The organism is Microvirga arabica, assembly GCF_016811235.1.
GTDB classification, from domain to species: domain Bacteria; phylum Pseudomonadota; class Alphaproteobacteria; order Rhizobiales; family Beijerinckiaceae; genus Microvirga; species Microvirga arabica.
In genome coordinates this window covers 13,365-30,380 of record NZ_JAFBID010000077.1, presented here as the reverse complement: position 1 = coordinate 30,380, position 17,016 = coordinate 13,365, and the positions used below count along the sequence as shown (strand labels likewise).

Annotated in this window: 25 protein-coding genes; 17 read left to right on the top strand and 8 right to left on the bottom strand. The window is 63.9% G+C overall.

Going from position 1 to position 17,016, the window contains the following annotated elements:
* The coding region (locus tag JQC81_RS32770; protein ID WP_210347279.1) for a hypothetical protein at positions 1-241 on the top strand (241 nt) is incomplete at its 5' end.
* Positions 242-316: 75 nt separating this feature from the next.
* On the opposite strand, the gene JQC81_RS26225 is transcribed toward JQC81_RS32770, so the two are convergent.
* Positions 317-583 carry a hypothetical protein gene (locus JQC81_RS26225; protein WP_203274742.1) on the bottom strand — a complete coding sequence of 89 codons (267 nt, stop codon included), beginning with the start codon at positions 581-583 and terminating at the stop codon, positions 317-319.
* 279 nt (positions 584-862) lie between these two features.
* Here JQC81_RS26225 and JQC81_RS26220 point away from each other — a divergent pair, with 279 nt between their 5' ends.
* The 8 genes from JQC81_RS26220 (at position 863) to JQC81_RS26190 (ending at position 7,609) form a co-directional block, all read left to right on the top strand.
* Positions 863-1,270, top strand: coding sequence for an Hsp20/alpha crystallin family protein (locus JQC81_RS26220; protein ID WP_203274741.1), 408 nt, complete (start codon positions 863-865; stop codon positions 1,268-1,270).
* Positions 1,271-1,425: 155 nt separating this feature from the next.
* A complete protein-coding gene (gene lon, locus JQC81_RS26215) occupies positions 1,426-3,714 on the top strand; it encodes an endopeptidase La (RefSeq protein ID WP_246520675.1) in 2,289 nt (762 codons plus the stop codon).
* 16 nt (positions 3,715-3,730) lie between these two features.
* Positions 3,731-3,856: a hypothetical protein gene (locus JQC81_RS33990; RefSeq protein WP_281400419.1), complete on the top strand. Its 126-nt coding sequence runs from the start codon at positions 3,731-3,733 to the stop codon at positions 3,854-3,856.
* A gap of 9 nt (positions 3,857-3,865) precedes the next feature.
* On the top strand, positions 3,866-4,369 hold the full coding sequence (locus JQC81_RS26210; protein WP_312887585.1) for a MarC family protein: 504 nt from the start codon (positions 3,866-3,868) through the stop codon (positions 4,367-4,369).
* A gap of 136 nt (positions 4,370-4,505) precedes the next feature.
* Entirely contained in the window at positions 4,506-4,946 is a 441-nt protein-coding gene (trxC, locus tag JQC81_RS26205; protein WP_203274739.1) for a thioredoxin TrxC, read from the top strand.
* 231 nt (positions 4,947-5,177) lie between these two features.
* Positions 5,178-5,465, top strand: a complete 288-nt coding sequence (locus JQC81_RS26200; RefSeq protein WP_203274738.1) for a co-chaperone GroES — start codon at positions 5,178-5,180, stop codon at positions 5,463-5,465.
* A gap of 57 nt (positions 5,466-5,522) precedes the next feature.
* Positions 5,523-7,160, top strand: coding sequence for a chaperonin GroEL (groL, locus tag JQC81_RS26195; protein WP_203274737.1), 1,638 nt, complete (start codon positions 5,523-5,525; stop codon positions 7,158-7,160).
* A gap of 134 nt (positions 7,161-7,294) precedes the next feature.
* On the top strand, positions 7,295-7,609 hold the full coding sequence (locus JQC81_RS26190; protein ID WP_203274736.1) for a DUF6522 family protein: 315 nt from the start codon (positions 7,295-7,297) through the stop codon (positions 7,607-7,609).
* A gap of 354 nt (positions 7,610-7,963) precedes the next feature.
* Here JQC81_RS26190 and JQC81_RS26185 read toward each other — a convergent pair whose 3' ends face one another.
* Both JQC81_RS26185 and JQC81_RS26180 read right to left on the bottom strand, forming a co-directional pair.
* Positions 7,964-8,194, bottom strand: a complete 231-nt coding sequence (locus tag JQC81_RS26185; protein ID WP_203274735.1) for a hypothetical protein — start codon at positions 8,192-8,194, stop codon at positions 7,964-7,966.
* A gap of 34 nt (positions 8,195-8,228) precedes the next feature.
* Entirely contained in the window at positions 8,229-8,471 is a 243-nt protein-coding gene (locus JQC81_RS26180; RefSeq protein WP_203274734.1) for a hypothetical protein, read from the bottom strand.
* A 249-nt stretch (positions 8,472-8,720) separates the two neighbouring features.
* Between JQC81_RS26180 and JQC81_RS26175 the strand changes: the two genes are divergently transcribed.
* The 8 genes from JQC81_RS26175 to ftsH all read left to right on the top strand — a co-directional run bounded on the left by JQC81_RS26175 (position 8,721) and on the right by ftsH (position 14,176).
* Entirely contained in the window at positions 8,721-9,224 is a 504-nt protein-coding gene (locus JQC81_RS26175; protein ID WP_203274733.1) for an Hsp20 family protein, read from the top strand.
* A 95-nt stretch (positions 9,225-9,319) separates the two neighbouring features.
* Complete coding sequence (locus JQC81_RS26170; protein ID WP_203274732.1) at positions 9,320-9,841, top strand: Hsp20/alpha crystallin family protein; 522 nt, start codon at positions 9,320-9,322, stop codon at positions 9,839-9,841.
* 75 nt (positions 9,842-9,916) lie between these two features.
* On the top strand, positions 9,917-10,294 hold the full coding sequence (locus JQC81_RS26165) for a hypothetical protein (protein WP_203274731.1): 378 nt from the start codon (positions 9,917-9,919) through the stop codon (positions 10,292-10,294).
* A gap of 21 nt (positions 10,295-10,315) precedes the next feature.
* A complete protein-coding gene (locus JQC81_RS26160; protein WP_203274730.1) occupies positions 10,316-11,047 on the top strand; it encodes an NADH dehydrogenase ubiquinone Fe-S protein 4 in 732 nt (243 codons plus the stop codon).
* Positions 11,048-11,056: 9 nt separating this feature from the next.
* On the top strand, positions 11,057-11,398 hold the full coding sequence (gene rpoZ / locus JQC81_RS34660) for a DNA-directed RNA polymerase subunit omega (RefSeq protein WP_203274729.1): 342 nt from the start codon (positions 11,057-11,059) through the stop codon (positions 11,396-11,398).
* Between the two features lie 27 nt (positions 11,399-11,425).
* Positions 11,426-11,794, top strand: a complete 369-nt coding sequence (locus JQC81_RS26150) for an SPW repeat protein (RefSeq protein WP_203274728.1) — start codon at positions 11,426-11,428, stop codon at positions 11,792-11,794.
* 88 nt (positions 11,795-11,882) lie between these two features.
* The gene (locus JQC81_RS33465; RefSeq protein ID WP_246520671.1) at positions 11,883-12,230 is read left to right on the top strand and encodes a hypothetical protein; all 348 of its coding nucleotides are present in this window, start codon (positions 11,883-11,885) and stop codon (positions 12,228-12,230) included.
* Between the two features lie 101 nt (positions 12,231-12,331).
* Positions 12,332-14,176: an ATP-dependent zinc metalloprotease FtsH gene (gene ftsH / locus JQC81_RS26140; RefSeq protein ID WP_203274727.1), complete on the top strand. Its 1,845-nt coding sequence runs from the start codon at positions 12,332-12,334 to the stop codon at positions 14,174-14,176.
* A gap of 382 nt (positions 14,177-14,558) precedes the next feature.
* Here ftsH and JQC81_RS26135 read toward each other — a convergent pair whose 3' ends face one another.
* From JQC81_RS26135 to JQC81_RS26115, 5 genes are all read right to left on the bottom strand, one after another.
* On the bottom strand, positions 14,559-15,008 hold the full coding sequence (locus JQC81_RS26135) for a DedA family protein (protein ID WP_312887584.1): 450 nt from the start codon (positions 15,006-15,008) through the stop codon (positions 14,559-14,561).
* A 77-nt stretch (positions 15,009-15,085) separates the two neighbouring features.
* Positions 15,086-15,439 (bottom strand): hypothetical protein, encoded by a 354-nt coding sequence (locus JQC81_RS26130; protein WP_134495567.1) that lies wholly within the window; start codon positions 15,437-15,439, stop codon positions 15,086-15,088.
* 213 nt (positions 15,440-15,652) lie between these two features.
* Entirely contained in the window at positions 15,653-15,991 is a 339-nt protein-coding gene (locus JQC81_RS26125; RefSeq protein ID WP_203274726.1) for a hypothetical protein, read from the bottom strand.
* A 15-nt stretch (positions 15,992-16,006) separates the two neighbouring features.
* Entirely contained in the window at positions 16,007-16,315 is a 309-nt protein-coding gene (locus tag JQC81_RS26120; RefSeq protein WP_203274725.1) for a hypothetical protein, read from the bottom strand.
* A gap of 231 nt (positions 16,316-16,546) precedes the next feature.
* Positions 16,547-17,008, bottom strand: a complete 462-nt coding sequence (locus tag JQC81_RS26115; RefSeq protein ID WP_203274724.1) for an Hsp20 family protein — start codon at positions 17,006-17,008, stop codon at positions 16,547-16,549.
* Positions 17,009-17,016: the final 8 nt, after the last annotated feature.

The following is a 17,016-nucleotide window of genomic DNA, read 5'->3' as shown; positions in this document are numbered from 1 at the left end:
GGCCTTCCCGCATGGCAAGATTCTGCGCAGCCTGAACGAAGCCCCGGGCACGTTCGGTGTATTTTTCGAAATTCATCTGTACCTCCATCAGACCCTACGCCCTCCTAGAGGCGCGCTTGAACCGAGGAAGATGTCCTTTGGCCGATCAGGCCAACGAAGGACGCTGGCGCTCGAAGGAGCCGTCAGCGCCCACGATCTGGTTTTGGCGCTGATTTTTTGCAAGACCAGTTCGACCCTTTGAAGCGCAGGCGACTTGGTCGAGCGGGCTGCAAGGGCTCTGCCGGCACCAACCTTCGCTCCGACGGCGCCGGAAGCGTCAGGCGCTCCCTGCCTCCGGGCGCTTCATGTCCCGGATCTGCCCGAACAGCTCTGGCGCCCCGGCCTCGTCCGTGATCTGCGCCGCCTCCTCAAGCGCTTCGTTCCATATGGCCCTGGTCTCGGTATTGCCGCGGAGGAGGCTTGCGATATAGACCGGACCGGCGCGCACCGGCACCCAAGCTGGAGGATCGCTGGCCGGGAACGATTCAAGGCTCGCTTCCTCAACCGCATCGAGGATCTCACGCTCAGGATCGTTGACAGGCATGGTCGTCTCCTCTCATCGTCTCCTCTCATTGAGTCGGCGCCGCTGAAGGTCACGGCCTCTGACGCGCTCCGGCATCGGCCGCCTTAGGTTGTAGGCCCGCCTGCGCGGCCAGCGGAAGGGAAGCCGCCTCCGGCATACGCCGCTGCGCTTGATGTGGTCAGGCGACATGACCAATCAAGAAACAACAGGAACCTGTGCGCATTGTAAGAGGCCACCTGGAGACCGGGATGTCTTGAAAACAGTCAGGCTTACTAACACCTAGCCGTTCGGTGGAGGCGGATGACGATGCGGGATCCGGCGAACTGGATGCTCTCGGAAGCAATCGACGCCTTGGCGCGGGCCGAGCGGATGCACCGGCAACTCTTTCAGCTCCAACGCTCGCAAACCCGGGCGCCGGCGTGGGAGCCTCCTCTCGACATGATTGAGACCGACCATGAGGTTCTCATCCTGATCGCCCTGCCAGGCGTTGAGCCCGACCAGGTCGAAGCTGGCATCCAAGACGGGGCCTTGGTGGTGGCCGGGCGGCGCGTCTTGCCGCCCGAACTGCGTACCGCCCGGATCCACCACCTGGAACTGCCGCAAGGCCAGTTCGAGCGACACATTCCGCTGCCACCCGGGCGTTACAGCGTCGTACGGCGCTTCGCGCGCAACGGCTGTCTTGTCTTCACCCTCGAAAAGGACGTGTAAAGGGGGGCCGCACCATGATCCTGTTCGGACTCGCGAATGGCTCGAAACAGGCTGGTGAGAACCCGCCAGGACCGCAAGAGGAATTCACCCCGGTCTCCTTGCCGCCGGACGCGACCATCATCGTGCCAGTGCGCAACACCGTGCTCTTCCCGGGCATGATCGCGCCGATCGTCATAGGGCGCCCGGCCTCGATCGCCGCCGCCCAGCAGGCCGTGCGCGAGGAGAGGCCCATCGGCATCCTGATGCAGCGCGATGCCCAAGTCGCAGAGCCCGGCCCTGCCGACATGCACCCAGTCGGAACGCTGGCCAACATCGTTCGCTACATGACGGCTCCGGATGGAACCCACCATATCATCTGCCAGGGTGTCCAGCGGATCCGTATCCTGGACTTCGTGAACGACAAGCCGTTCCTGGCAGCGCGTGTGCTCCACCTGCCGGAGCCCGACGCCCAGGGACCTGAGATCGAGGCCCGCTTTCTGCATCTGCAGAGCCAGGCGATCGAGGCACTCCAGCTCCTCCCGCAGGCCCCGCAGGAGCTGATTGCGGCGGTCCAGGGGGCGACTTCGCCCGCCCAGCTGGCCGACCTTGCGGCGACCTACATGGACATCAAGCCCGAGGAGAAGCAGGAGATCCTGGAGACGCTCGACCTCCTGCCCCGCATGGACAAAGTGTCCCGCCTGCTCGCCCAGCGGATCGAGGTTCTCCGCCTGACTCACGAGATCGGCCGACAGACCAAGGCCGCCCTGGACGAACGCCAACGCGAGGCTGTGCTGCGCGAGCAAATGGCGGCGATCCAGCGCCAGCTGGGTGAAGGCGATGGAAGGGCGCAGGAGGTCCAGGAGCTCACGGAGAATATCGCCAAGGCCAGCATGCCGCCGGAGGTCGAGGAGCAGGCCCGCAAGGAACTTCGTCGCTATGAGCGCATGCCTGAAGGGGCGACAGAAGCAGCGATGATCCGAACCTACCTCGACTGGCTTGTCGAGCTGCCCTGGGGCTTGCCCGAGGAAAAGCCCATCGACATCGCGGAGGCCCGCCGGATCCTCGACGAGGATCATTTCGGGCTGGAAAAAATCAAGCAACGCATCATCGAGTATCTCGCCGTGCGCAAGCTTGCGCCCAACGGCAAGGCGCCGATCCTGTGCTTTGCCGGCCCGCCCGGCGTCGGCAAGACCTCGCTCGGGCAGTCGATTGCCCGCGCCATGGGACGGCCCTTCGTGCGGGTCAGCCTCGGCGGCGTCCACGACGAGGCGGAGATCCGCGGCCATCGACGCACCTATGTCGGCGCGCTGCCGGGCAACATCATTCAGGCGATCAAGAAGGCCGGCGCCCGCGACTGCGTGATGATGCTCGACGAGATCGATAAGATGGGGCGCGGCATCCAGGGCGATCCCTCGGCCGCCATGCTGGAGGTGCTCGATCCAGAGCAAAACGCCACCTTCCGCGATAACTACTTGGGGGTGCCGTTCGACCTCTCGCGAGTGGTGTTTATCGCCACCGCCAACATGCTCGACACCATTCCGGGCCCGCTGCGCGATCGCATGGAGATCATTACGCTCGCCGGCTACACCGAGGACGAGAAGCTGCAGATCGCCCGGCGCTATCTGGTCCGGCGCCAGCTGGAGGCGAACGGGCTCAAGCCCGAGCAGGCCGAGATCAGCGACGAGGCCCTGCGCCGGATCATCCGGGACTACACCCGCGAGGCGGGCGTCCGGAACCTGGAGCGCGAGATCGGCCGGGCGCTGCGGCACGCCGCCGTGCGGATTGCCGAGGGCAGCACGGAGCATGTGGCCATCGAAGTCGACGACCTTCCGGCGATCCTAGGACCAGCGCGCTTCGAGGACGAGGTCGCCATGCGCACGAGCGTGCCGGGCGTGGCCACCGGCCTGGCATGGACGCCCGTGGGCGGCGACATCCTCTTCATCGAGGCCAGCCGGGCGCCGGGCAAGGGCGGGCTGATCCTCACCGGGCAGCTCGGCGATGTCATGCGCGAGAGCGCCCAGGCGGCCCTGAGCCTGGTCAAAGCCAAGGCCGGCGCGCTCGGCATCGCCCCTGAGATGTTCGAGAAGAACGACATTCACATCCACGTTCCGGCCGGAGCCACACCGAAGGATGGTCCGAGCGCCGGCGTGGCGATGTTCACGGCTCTCGTCTCGCTCCTTTCGGATCGGACCGTTCGTAGCGATACGGCAATGACGGGCGAGATCAGCCTGAGAGGGCTCGTGCTGCCTGTGGGCGGGATCAAGGAGAAGGTCACGGCGGCCGCACGGGCGGGTCTCACCCGCGTGATGCTGCCGGCCCGCAACCGCCGGGATTTCGAGGACATCCCAGAGGAAGCGCGCTCGCGGCTCGAGTTCGTATGGCTGGAGCGGGTCGACGATGCACTGGCGGCCGCCCTCGAAGCTGAGCCTACGCGGACGTCCGGGAGCGGCACGCAGGCCGCGTAGGAGCGCCGCCCAACCGATGCTGGAGACCGCCGTATCCGCGTTCGTGCTCCTGTTCGTCACGATCGGCCCCATCGAGACGGCTGCCATGTTTGGGGTGCTCACCGCCGGTATCCATCGTCCCGAACGGCGGCGGCTGGCATGACAAGCGGTCGTGGTCGCCAAGCTGGTGCTGCTGCTCTTCGCGCTTGCGGGCAACTGGCTGCTCGACTTCCTGCACGTCTCATTGGCCGCTTTCCGCATCGCCGGCGGGGTCCTGCTCCTGCTTCTCGCCATCGATCTCGTGTTCGCGCATCCGACCGGCCTGTCGTCGATCACGGCGAGCGAGGAACATGAAGCCCAACGGCCCGGCGACATAGCCGTGTTCCCGCTCGCCATCCCGCTGATCGCCGGACCGGGCAGCATGACCGCCATTGTCCTCCTGATGGGGCAGACCGGGACGGAGCTCGCGCAGGCTACAGTCCTGGCCATGCTGGCGGCGTGCTTTGGAGCGACCTATCTGGCGCTCATCCTCGTGGATCCGCTCGGACGCCTTCTCGGGGTGACGGGCACCAACGTCGTCGCGCGCATTTCAGGGGTGTTGTTGGCGGCCTTCGCGGTGCAGTTCGTCCTCGACGGCCTTAGGGAGGCGGACCTGTTCGCGCGTGCGTCTCCCTAGGAGGCTTCCTGTGCGCTCCTGGAAGGGCCGAGCGATTTGCGGCGCAGGCGAGGCGCCATCTCCGGCCGGGTCCCTGCACCATGGCGAGGCGGCACCTACATTGTCGGGTGCGTGAACATCAGCTGGAGATTGCACGATGTCCGACACGTTCCACATCGTCTGTCCTGCCTGTGATAGGATCAATCGGCTTCCCCGCGCGAAGCCAGGTCAGATGGCCAAGTGCGGCCAGTGCGGTGCGAGCCTCTTCCCTGGCAAGCCGATCGAACTCGGCGGCGAGCGGTTCAAGCGCCACGTCGCCCGCAACGACATTCCTGTCGTGGTGGACTTCTGGGCGCCGTGGTGCGGGCCCTGCCGCGCCATGGCGCCCGTCTTCGAGCAAGTTGCGCAGGAGCTTGAGCCGGCGGCACGGTTCTTCAAGGTCAACGTCGACGCGGAACCCGGTCTTGCAGAGGAGCTCGGCATCCAGGGCATTCCCGCGCTGTTCGTGTTCAGGAACGGGCAGGTTACATCCAAGAAGGCCGGAATGATGAATCAGGCCACTCTGCGCCGGTGGATCGCGGAGGCGAGCAGACAGTAAAAGGCCGTTACCCACCCAAACCTCAGACAGCCAGCCGTGGGGGTCTCCACCGTCGTTGGGGGCGGGGCATAATTATGCGCTCTTCGAGACAGGATTTTTCCTCGACTTGAGCCGTTGCGGCCCCTTGATCGCAACAGGAGCTTTACTACGTCGAAAGCACCTTAGCACTCGCGCAACATGAGTGCCAAGCTCGGCAGTTCAGCGTGAAGCGCACGACAGGAGGGTCTTTCCATGAAGTTCCGTCCCTTGCACGACCGGATCGTCGTCCGCCGCATTGAGCCGGAGGAGCGCACGGCCGGCGGCATCATCATCCCCGACACTGCCAAGGAGAAGCCGCAGCAGGGCGAGGTCATCGCCGTCGGCCCTGGCGCCCGTGACGAGAGCGGCAAGATCGTTGCTCTCGATGTGAAGACAGGTGACCGCGTGCTGTTTGGCAAGTGGTCCGGCACCGAGGTGCGTGTCGGCGGCGAGGATCTCCTCATCATGAAGGAGTCCGACATCATGGGCATCCTGGAGTAGCAAGTCGTCTCCAAACCCTACGTGAGTGCCATCTCATCTGATCAGGAGGTATGTCCAATGGCAGCGAAAGAGGTCAAATTCTCATCTGAAGCGCGCGAGAAGATGCTGCGTGGCGTCGACATTCTGGCCGATGCGGTGAAGGTTACCCTCGGTCCCAAGGGCCGCAACGTGGTGATCGAAAAGAGCTTCGGGGCTCCGCGCATCACCAAGGATGGCGTCACCGTCGCCAAGGAGATCGAGCTCGCCGACAAGTTCGAGAACATGGGCGCCCAGATGGTGCGCGAGGTGGCGAGCAAAACCAGCACCGTGGCGGGCGACGGCACCACCACCGCGACCGTTCTCGCCCAGGCCATCGTCCGTGAGGGCGCCAAGGCTGTGGCCGCCGGCATGAACCCCATGGACCTCAAGCGCGGCATCGATCTTGCCACCGCCGAGGCCGTGAAGGACATCCAATCCCGCGCCAAGAAGGTCCAGTCCTCGGACGAAATCGCCCAGATCGGTACTATCTCGGCGAATGGCGATGACGAGATTGGCCGCATGCTGGCGGAGGCCATGCAGAAGGTCGGCAACGAGGGCGTCATCACCGTCGAGGAGGCCAAGACCGCCGAGACCGATCTCGATGTGGTCGAGGGCATGCAGTTCGACCGCGGCTATCTCTCGCCGTACTTCGTCACCAATGCCGAAAAGATGGTGGCCGAGCTCGAGGATCCCTACATCCTCATCCACGAGAAGAAGCTCTCCTCGCTCCAGCCCATGCTGCCGATCCTTGAGGCTGTCGTCCAGACCGGCAAGCCGCTGCTGATCATCGCCGAGGACGTGGAAGGCGAGGCGCTCGCCACCCTCGTTGTGAACAAGCTGCGCGGCGGCCTGAAGATCGCCGCCGTGAAGGCGCCCGGCTTCGGCGACCGCCGCAAGGCCATGCTGGAGGACATCGCGGTTCTCACCAAGGGCCAGGTCGTCTCCGAGGATCTCGGCATCAAGCTCGAGAACGTGACGCTGAACATGCTCGGCCGCGCCAAGAAGGTGGTGATCGAGAAGGAGAACACCACCATCGTGGATGGTGCCGGCGATAAGCGCGACATCGACGCCCGCGTCGGCCAGATCAAGGCGCAGATCGAGGAGACCACCTCCGACTACGACCGCGAGAAGCTGCAGGAGCGTCTGGCCAAGCTCGCAGGCGGCGTCGCGGTGATCCGCGTCGGCGGCGCGACCGAAATTGAGGTGAAGGAGAAGAAGGACCGCGTGGATGATGCCATGCACGCCACCAAGGCGGCCGTCGAGGAGGGTATCGTGCCGGGCGGCGGCACGGCACTGCTCCGCGCCAAGGCTGCGGTCGCCAACCTCACCAGTGACAACCCGGACGTGAAGGCTGGCATCAACATCGTGCTGCGCGCCCTTGAGGCTCCGATCCGTCAGATCGCAGAGAACGCCGGTGTCGAGGGCTCCATCGTGGTCGGCAAGGTCACCGACAACGCCCAGTCCGAGACCTTCGGGTTTGATGCCCAGGCGGAGGAGTTCGTCGATTTGCTCCAGGCCGGCATCGTCGACCCGGCGAAGGTCGTCCGCACCGCTCTCCAGGATGCTGCCTCCGTGGCTGGCCTGCTCGTCACCACCGAAGCCATGGTTGCCGAGCTGCCGAAGAAGGAGGCCGCTCCCGCCATGCCGGCCGGCGGAATGGGCGGCATGGACTTCTAAGCGGGCGCGAGGTGGCACAATCGATGTCCAGGGTCAAACCTGGACATCTTTCCGTCGCTCACGCGTGCAGACGAGACGGGAGCGATCTCCCGATGTCAGCCTGTTTGGTGGAGGGCTCGAGAGAAGGTTGTCCGATGCGCATCGAGCGTGACATTTGCGGCGACTACGTGCTGGATCCCGACGAGCTCGCCACGAAGCTTTGTCTATCCGCCGACGAACTGCGCCGGCGCATGAAGCTGGGTCTCGTGACCAGTCTGGTCGAGGCGGGCCACGGTGACGATGCAGGATTGCACCGGCTGACGGTCCGTTCCGGCGGAGCAGTCTGGCGTGCAATCGTCGACGCGCGAGGCTGCGTCATCCAAAAGGAATTGAGGGAGCGGGCGGCCGGTTCGAAGAGCGAGCGGCGATCCGCTCCGGCACCGCAGAAGCCCCGCCAGCCGGGATCTTGATCTCATAGCGTCGCTGCCCTGGGATGGGGTTCGCGCGCACCTGCCGGCAGTGCTCATAACAAAGCCCAGAGCGTGTTGCACTCTGGGCTTCGGGCACTCAATCGGGAGAGCCCGGTTCGTGCCACGTAGACCCCGGTACAGATCAGCTAAGGAAAACGTCCTGGGGGATCAGTGCCACCCGAGCGGACCTCGTACCAATCCGGAAGCCTACACAAAAGCAACAAAGATCCCCCTCGACTGGTTCCGGAGAACCCAGTTCAGACGATTGTCACTGTGTGCAGGAACGAGTTGCGGCGCCTTATGACAGTTCCTGCCAGCCGGGAGGCCCAACGCCACCCGGCGAACAGATTGCATTCATGCCAGACCGATGTGCTGATGGGGTTGGCGGACCAGAGCCGTCTCCGTTTGCGGCGGGAAATACGGCACGAGTTCGATCTCCTCCGGGCGCACCGGCGCCGCGTGGAGATGGGAGAGAAGCTCGGCTCCTTTGCGGAGCAGGGCGTTGCGGTCGCCGATATCCGGAAGAATGAGCCCGGAAACATCGTCAGCGCCGCGCAGCTTGACGAAGAAGTATCCGGTCGTCATAGCAGGATCCCTCTTGCTGATCGAAAACCGATCCTCACAGCCTTGGAACTACGGGCATGTCCTCGTCATCAGTTTGAAGCATCTCGACCAAGCGGGCGACGCGCCCTGCAGGGATGGGTCTGCCCGCGTTCAGCATGGCTTCGTCGTTGTCAAGCCACGCCCAAGCCTCGGCCAGTTCGGCCCGGCTTGCTCCCATGGTGAGGATGTCGGTCACCACCCGGTCATCCGAGCGCCCAGTGAGCGCCATCACCTCGTCTCGCGTCAGCCTGTCGGTCATGTGCGATCTCCTGTGTGACGGGAACCGGCTTCGATGTGGGATCAGTCCGCGTGTCATCAAGACCGAAACCCGATCCGCTCCCGAAACGACTGCTGGAAATCCACGGCACAGCCGTCGTGGCGGCTCTTGACAAGCCGCGGGGGCATTCCTATCTCGGGGATTGCCAAGGCTTTTCAAGAGCTTGGCACCTCGGGCGCCGGCGGGTGTCCGGCGCTCTTATGGTTACGTTGCTCAATGGAGGATGTAGCTATGAGAACAACTTTCGATCTCTCTCCCCTTTTCCGCTCGACGGTCGGCTTTGATCGACTGATCGATATGCTCGATCAGGTCAGCCGGGTTGAGCCGATGACCAACTGGCCGCCCTACAACATCGAGAAGGCGGGCGATGACCAGTATCGCATCACCATGGCGGTCGCCGGCTTCTCGCCCGACGAGATCGAGCTCGTTCAGCAGGAAAACACGCTCTTCGTGAATGGCCAGAGGCATCCTGAGCCCGAAGGCGTGCAGGTTCTCCACCGCGGCATCGCCACCCGCGCCTTCAAGCAGACCTTCAATCTGGCTGACCACGTGAAGGTCACGGGCGCTGCCCTCGAGAACGGCCTGCTGACGATCGAGCTGAAGCGCGAGGTTCCCGAGGAGCTCAAGCCGCGCCGGATCGAGATCGCGTCCGACACCGGCACGAAAGCCCTCGCTCAGGACAACCAGCCTCAGCAGATCGAGCACGAACCGCAAAAGAAGAGCAAAGCCGCGTAGGCAGGTGCGCTTGTTGCGAGCGCGATGGCGCCGGGTGAAGAGCCCGGCTCCAGTGCTCGCGCCTGCCCGCAGCAGACTGATGAAAGGAGGAGACAATGAACATGCGTGATCTCATTCCCTGGGGCCGCAGTGAACGCTCGATGGTCCCCAGCACCTTGCGTGGTGAAGAGATAAGCCCCTTCATGGCTCTCCACCGCGAGATGAACCGTCTGTTCGATGACATGTTCAACCGGTTTGAGCCCGGAATGCCCTCGCTTCTCGGGCGCATGCCGGGCTGGCCGAACATCGAGGCGGTTGAAACCGACAAGGACGTTCGCATTTCGGCCGAACTGCCGGGCATGGATGAGAAGGACATCGAGGTCCTCGTGGATGAGGATGTCCTGACCATCCGCGGCGAGAAGAAGGCCGAGACCGAGGACAAGGAGCGCCGCTTCAGCGAGCGCTACTACGGCCGCTTCGAGCGTATGATCCCCCTGCCCTTCGCGGTCGAGGACGACAAGGTCCAGGCGTCGTTCAACAACGGCGTGCTCACCGTGACCTTGCCCAAGTCCGCCAAGGCGCAGGAGAAGGCCAAGCGCATCCCGGTCAACGGGAAAGCCAAAGGAGCCAAGCACTAACCACCTGACCCGGCGCGGGGCAGGCCTGCGCGGCTGCCCCGCGCTATCCTTCGCTCGTGTTGAGGGAGGATGATCATGGAAACAGTTGAGACCAAACCAGGCACCAACCCCGCTCCCATCTCTCAGGTCAAGTCACCAGACGCTTCCGAGCGTTCATTCGCGGAGGCGCTGATTGATCCTGTGAAAATCTTTGCCAGCCCGCACGAAGTCGTGGACCATCCCTGGTTCAGCGACGAGGAGAAACGGACCATCCTGCTGTCCTGGGCGCGCGACGAGCTGGTGATCGAGCAGGTCGCCGGCCGGGTTATGCCCGAGCTGCAGGTGAAGTCCCGCATCGATGCTGTCATCGAGGCGCTCTCGCTGTTCGATCCGCCAGCTGCCGGGGAATACCTCAGCGCAGTCCAGGCTATTCGCGGAAACCGAAAGCGGGCCCGCCGGGCCCTTCAGCATTAGGCAGAAACGATGGAGGATGCCATGAATAAACGTCCCGTCGGAATCGGTCACAATCAGCCGCCGGTTTCCCGCCTGATCCGAGGTCAGCCGTGGCCACAGGATGCAGAGGCGACGATCGTTCGCCGCGCGCGGCCGGTCACGACATCCGGCAGGGCTGGTACGAACCAGTGGATCCTGCGCTTTGAGCGACGCCTGCCGCAGACCATCGAGCCGTTGATGGGTTGGACCGCTGACAACGACACCCTGACGCAGGTCGAACTCAGGTTCAGCTCGAAAGAGGAGGCAGTCGCGTACGCTGAGCGCGAAGGTCTGGCGTACCGCGTCGAGGGCGAACCGCTAGCCGCCACCCGCTCCGAGCGCGAGCGTGGTCGCAAGGAAGTGCAGCAGCGCGAGGCGGAAGACCTCTACATGACGGCCGCTGCGCTGGCCTGGATGGATGCCCAGTATGGCGTTGCCGCCGTCGGCCATCGACCCGACCTGGACCGAGCCCTTGTCTATCCGGAAAGCGTCTTCTCCGCGCCGTCGGAAGTGGTTCACGACCCGAGCCTTTCGATGGACGACAAACGCGAGATCCTGCGACGCTGGGCCTGGGACGAATGGCTGTTGGAGGTGGACGCCGATGAGTCGCCAGCGGCCAGCAAGCCGTCCCGGTACGACGAGGTCAAATCCGCCCTGCTGATGCTCGATCAGCTCGAACAGACGCAGGTGCTCGTCGCCCTGAACACCTCGCCACAGGGCAGGTGCGCAGCATAGGAGGAATCCATGGCTCGCATTACCACGAGAGACTGCGAACAGGTCGTGCCGAACCGGTTCGAACTGGTCCTTCTCGCTGCCCGACGGGCGCACGACCTCTGGAACGGGGCCGAGCCCCACGTCGGACCTGACGACGAAAAGCCGACCGTGGTTGCGTTACGCGAGATCGCCGCGCGCAAGATCGATCCCGACGTGCTCCGCCGGGAATTGATCGAACGCTTCACAGCAAGCGGACCCGACGACATCGGTTTTGGCAGACGGCCCGTCCGGGGGTCTGCCCCGAACTGCCCCATTGCCGATGCAACAGAACCATCGGATGGGGGTGCATCTGCACAGGTGACTTATCACTGATGCTAGCTTCAACGAAGGAGATCAACGATGAAGAGCCTGAAACACTGGAGTGAGCTCACTGCGATCAACATCATCACTGCGCTGGGTGGCGCTTTCCTTGGCGCGTCGCCTTGGTTGTTTGGCTTCTCGGGCGAGCAGACGGCCATGTGGAGTGCCAGCCTGATCGGTGTTCTCGCGATCATGATTGCCCTGGCCGGGTTCATTGAACTTCGCGAGTGGGAAGGCTGGGCCAGCCTCGCCTTGGGTTTATGGGCCGCCGTCTCCCCATGGGCGCTGGGGTTCTCGGGTGTGACAGATGCGATGGCGTGCCACCTGGGTGCAGGCCTCGCTATTGCGGCACTCGCCGCCCTCGAGCTGTGGATGATCCATAACAAGCCAGAGAACCTGGCACGATAAGGTGCACGGCTCGGAGGGCGTTCTGGCTCTCCGGCCTTTCTGCCCTGGTCCGTTTGTGATCGCATTCGACCCGCGCATTGGAGGATCGATGATGAAGCATTTCATCCAAGCTGCTTTCGTCGCACTGTCCCTCGTTACGGCCGCAACAGCGCCCACCGCTGCTTCAGCGCATTGGCGCCATGGCCCCTGGCACCATCATGTGGGTTGGCATCCTGGTCCCGCCGCTGCCGTCGGTGCGCTGACCGGGTTCGCTCTTGAAAGCGCGCTCGTGGCCAGTACACGGCCGCACTATGCCGTGCCGGGACCGGCTTATGTCGTAGCCCCCTATCCAGTCTACGCCGGTCCTCCTGTGGGACGAACCTGCGTGACCGACAGCTGGCGTGAATGGGTGCCGGGCTGGGGATGGCAGGTCCATCGCAGAACAGTGTGCCACTAACCTGAGCATCGGGAGGGACCCGCGTCTGCGGGCCTCTTCTCATCGCTATCTGCGGTGGCTGCAGGGAATGGAGACGGAGGAGTACGACGGGAGGTGCAACAATGACGAAGCAGACCCGCTTCAACACTTGGTACTGGGTCGCCGCATTCTTCGGTGTTCTCGTTATTCAGTACTTCCTTGGCGCGGCGCAACAGATTGCGCCGATCCCATACAGCCAGTTTCAGGAGCTTCTTCGAGGCGGCAAGGTGGCCGAGATTGGCATCTCCGACCGCTTCATCCAAGGAAGGCTGAAGGAGCCACTTCCGACTGGTCAGACCCGGTTCGCCACCACCCGTGTCGATCCGGACTTCGCTCAGGAGCTGGAGCAATACGGCGTCATCTACACGGGGCAGATCGAGAGCACGCTGTTCCGTGACATCCTTTCGTGGGTTCTGCCCGTCCTCGTCTTCTTCGGGTTGTGGACCTATCTGGCCAAACGCTTTGCCGACGGGGCTGGTCTCGGCGGGGGGCTGATGCAGATCGGCAAGAGCAAGGCCAAGATCTACGTCGAGGCCGACACAGGCGTCCGCTTCGAGGATGTGGCCGGTGTTGACGAGGCCAAGGACGAGTTGCGCGAGATTGTGGAGTTCCTCAGGAACCCGGACCAATACGGCCGGCTCGGCGGGCGCATGCCCAAGGGCGTGCTCCTGGTCGGACCTCCCGGCACCGGCAAGACCCTACTGGCCAAGGCGGTGGCCGGCGAGGCGAAGGTGCCGTTCTTCTCCATCTCCGGCTCCGAGTTCGTTGAGATGTTCGTCGGCGTTGGCGCGGCGCGCGTGCGCGACCTGTTCAGCCAAGCCCGCGAGAAGGCGCCTGCCATCATCTTCATCGACGAACTCGATGCCCTCGGCCGGGCCCGCGGCGTCGTACCCTATGCGGGTGGGCACGACGAGAAGGAGCAGACCCTCAATCAGCTCCTCGTCGAACTCGATGGCTTCGATTCCCGCACGGGACTGGTGCTGCTTGCCGCCACCAACCGGCCCGAGATCCTGGATCCCGCCCTGCTGCGCGCCGGGCGCTTCGACCGCCAGGTACTGGTGGACCGGCCGGACAAGAAGGGCCGCGTCCAGATCCTGCAGGTGCACATGCGCAAGGCCAAGCTGGCAGCGGATGTGGATGCCGAGAAGGTGGCGGCACTCACCCCTGGCTTCACGGGCGCGGATCTGGCCAACCTCGTCAACGAGGCGGCCCTGCTTGCCACCCGCCGCGGGGCCGACGCTGTCACGATGGGCGATTTCAACAGCGCGGTCGAGCGCATTGTCGCCGGCCTGGAGAAGCGCAACCGCCTGCTCAACCCGAGGGAACGCGAGATCGTGGCCTATCATGAGATGGGCCATGCGCTGGTTGCCATGGCTCTGCCCGGTGTGGATCCGGTGCACAAGGTATCGATCATCCCGCGTGGGGTGGGGGCTCTCGGCTACACGATCCAGCGGCCGACCGAGGATCGCTTCCTGATGACCCGCGAGGAGCTGGAGAACAAGATGGCGGTGCTGCTCGGCGGACGGGCTGCGGAGCTGATCGTGTTCGGTCACCTGTCGACTGGTGCGGCGGACGATCTGGCTCGGGTGACCGACATCGCCCGCTCGATGGTCACGAAATATGGCATGTCGGAGAAGCTGGGACACGTCACGTTGGAGAAAGACCGGCGCTCGTTTCTTGCCGGTGCGGACCTGCCGTCGCCGCATGAGCGTGACTATGCCGACGAAACGGCGGCTGCCGTTGACACAGAAGTGCGGACCATTGTTCAGGCCGCCATGGAGCGGACGATCAGGCTTCTCGAAGAGCGCCGCGACGCGCTGGAAAGGACGGCGCGGCGCCTCCTGGAAAAGGAAACCCTGGACGAGGCAGAACTCGCTCAGCTGGTCAGGCCTGCCGGTTCCACGTGCATCGGATTCGCAGCGGAATAGCTCGCCATGCGGGCATCGACACCGAAAAACCGCATCCTTGCCGGCCTGCAGCCAGGGAGTGGGAGCAAATAAGACCGCTCTGCCAGCCGATCGAGCTGGTCAATGGCCGGGAGCTGATAGAGGGTGGCGAGCCGTTTAGCCATGTCTACTTACCGGAGAGCGGCATCATCTCGACCGTCAGTGTGTCCGAATCAGGCGAGGTGACCGAAATCGCCACCACAGGCCGTGAGGGCATAGTCAGCGTTGCTGCCGTTCTGAGTGCCGACTGTGCCCTCTACGAACTCCCGATCCACTGCGGCGGGACGTTAGGTTACCACCCTAGATACTCCGACAGCCCCGCTCCCGGAGCGAGAAGCGCAAACGCCCAGAGAAAGGCCGATGCCTAGTTCCCCATCATGAACAGCGGCAGCTGCATTCCGAAGGCGCCCGCGACCAGAGGCACCACTACACGCGCTGGACCGAAGAAGCGGCCGATGAACACACCCCAGAGGCCATGGCGGCAGAAGAAGCGCTCGCCCTTATCCACGAGCTGCGGGTGGGTCGAGAGCGGCCACACCCTGTAGATGGACGTCTTATAGCGCCGATCGAGCGCATAAGACACCACGTCGCCCGTGGCTGCCCCAATGACCGCACCAAGCCAGAGCGGCCAGAACTCCAGGTCGGCTACCCCAATGAGGGCGCTGATCGCGATCAGGATCACGGTGGCTGGCACAAAGAGCGACAGGAAGGCGACCGACTCGCCGAACGCCAGCCCGGCGACAATGTACGGCGCCCATGATTGGTTCTGCCGCACGAACGCAACAATGCTGGTCTGGATCGCCTCAAAGTCCATGGAGTGCCGCCCAAACCCACTTGAGCTTTGGAGCCCGTCAAAGGGGACAGACCATTCCTATCCAAGGTCCTCCTGCCCTAAGCTGCAAGAGCGATCTCATCCCAGCGGTAAGGAACGATGAAAGCTGCGGGCGCTGCCGGGTCGGGGCTGCGCTCCTGGTTGACCAGCCTCAGGGCCGCCTTGACCTCGTCCAGCCGCGAGGGCGCACCTTCCGGCATGCCCTCGGCATCGGCCAGGTCGAGGAGATACTCGTCCCAAACCCAGCGCTGCAAGATCTCCCGCTTGCAGTCAATCGTCAGAAGCGGATGGCGCACAATGGCATGAGGCGTGTCGAAGACGGACGCCGGGTTGACGAAGGCCCGGTCGAGATCCGGCAGGAGGGGAGCATCGTGACGGCTGGAGCAGTCGCGCAGCCGCGATGCCCACCGCACAATTCCTGCAGGGTTTGCACCTGCCGCCCGCTCGCGGGTCGGCCGATGCAAGACGCCAGTTGGATTCCCGGAGCCGCCCTGCCCTCCTCTCGTGAGCCAAGACTGCTCCTTGGTTAGAAAAGGCAGCGGAAATCGGTTTTGTCCGGTCCCAATCGTCTGCTGCTCCATTGCACTCCTCCAAATGCAAGTTGATCGATGATCAGCTTGAGGACCTCAATTGACTGGGAAGGGCCCGAGCCAGAGGCGTAGCCCGAGGCTTGCGGTGAACAGAAGCGCCGCCTCGTCCCAGGCGGTCAGGTGCGATGCCAGCGGCCGGTCACCCCGCACTACAGCAAGGCTAATAGACGCGATCCCGGCCAGGAACAGCAGACCGGCGAACGCGAACGGCATCATGCCCGGAGGTGCGAGAGCAGCAAAGCACAGACAGAATGCCACTGCAATGCAGCAGCGCCCGAGCGCCTCTTGGTTGATCTCCCCCGGGCTGCGGCGGTGCTCATGCGGATCAAGCCAGTCCGGCAGGCGCGGCCAGCCGCGAGGGTTGAGCGTCGCCATGACACCCTCCTCCTCTTAGTGGAGCGCGTCGCTATCGAGCGCCCGCAGGGCGTCGAGGATGTCGTCCAGCGGCACGAGAGCACCGGTCTCCGGCAGCTTGCGCCAGTTCGGCAGGCTCTCCACCGCACAAGCATCCGAAGCCCACGAGGCGAGGATCGCCCGCTTCGCACTGGGGTCCAAGACTGGATGCGCCACAAGGCCGAATGGGTCCTGGATTGGAGAGGGTTTTCCCTCAGATGCTCCCTCGCCCCTGCGGGCTTTCAATGTAGGGGACGATGCTGGCGGATCCTGAGTGGTGCGCAGGTGAACGGTCACTTGGTCCATGGTTTCCTTCCTCCATTGAGCAAAGGGTTGGGCTCAGGCAGCCGTCAAGCCCGCCTGAACCCAGCTATCATGCCACTAATGCTTGGTCGCGTCCGGGCTGCTGCTGGCGACCCCAGGGCATGAGATCGCGCATGTTCATGGCGTCATCCTTCTCATCTGTTCAGCTCGCGCCAAGCGGATGAGGCCAGCTCCAAACCTTGACCTGTGTCGACCTCATCCCTGATCACGCCTTTAAGCGGCCTCGTCGTGCGCGATCGTCTTTGGGCCGCTCCCAGCCGCAATCTCGATGCGACGGGGCTTCATCTCCTCCGGCACTTCACGCACCAGATCGATTGTCAGCAGACCGTTCTCAAGCTTTGCCTCCCGCACCTTCACATAGGCGGCGAGGCTGAAGCTCTGCTTGAAAGCGCGCGTGGCGATGCCGCGATGCAGGAATTGTCCGTTCTCCTGCTCCGGATGCTTGTTGCCTGCCACGAGCAGCACGCTCTCTTTTTGGGTGATCTCGATCTCGTCAGGCGAGAACCCGGCCACCGCCATGGTGATGTGGTACTGATCGCCACCAACCTTTTCGACGTTGTAGGGCGGCCAGCCAGGGGCCTGTTCCAGGCGGGCTGTCTGATCGAACAGGTCGAACAGCCGGTCGAAGCCGACCGTGGAGCGATACAGGGGAGAGAAATCAAGAGCTGTTCTCATAGCTACAT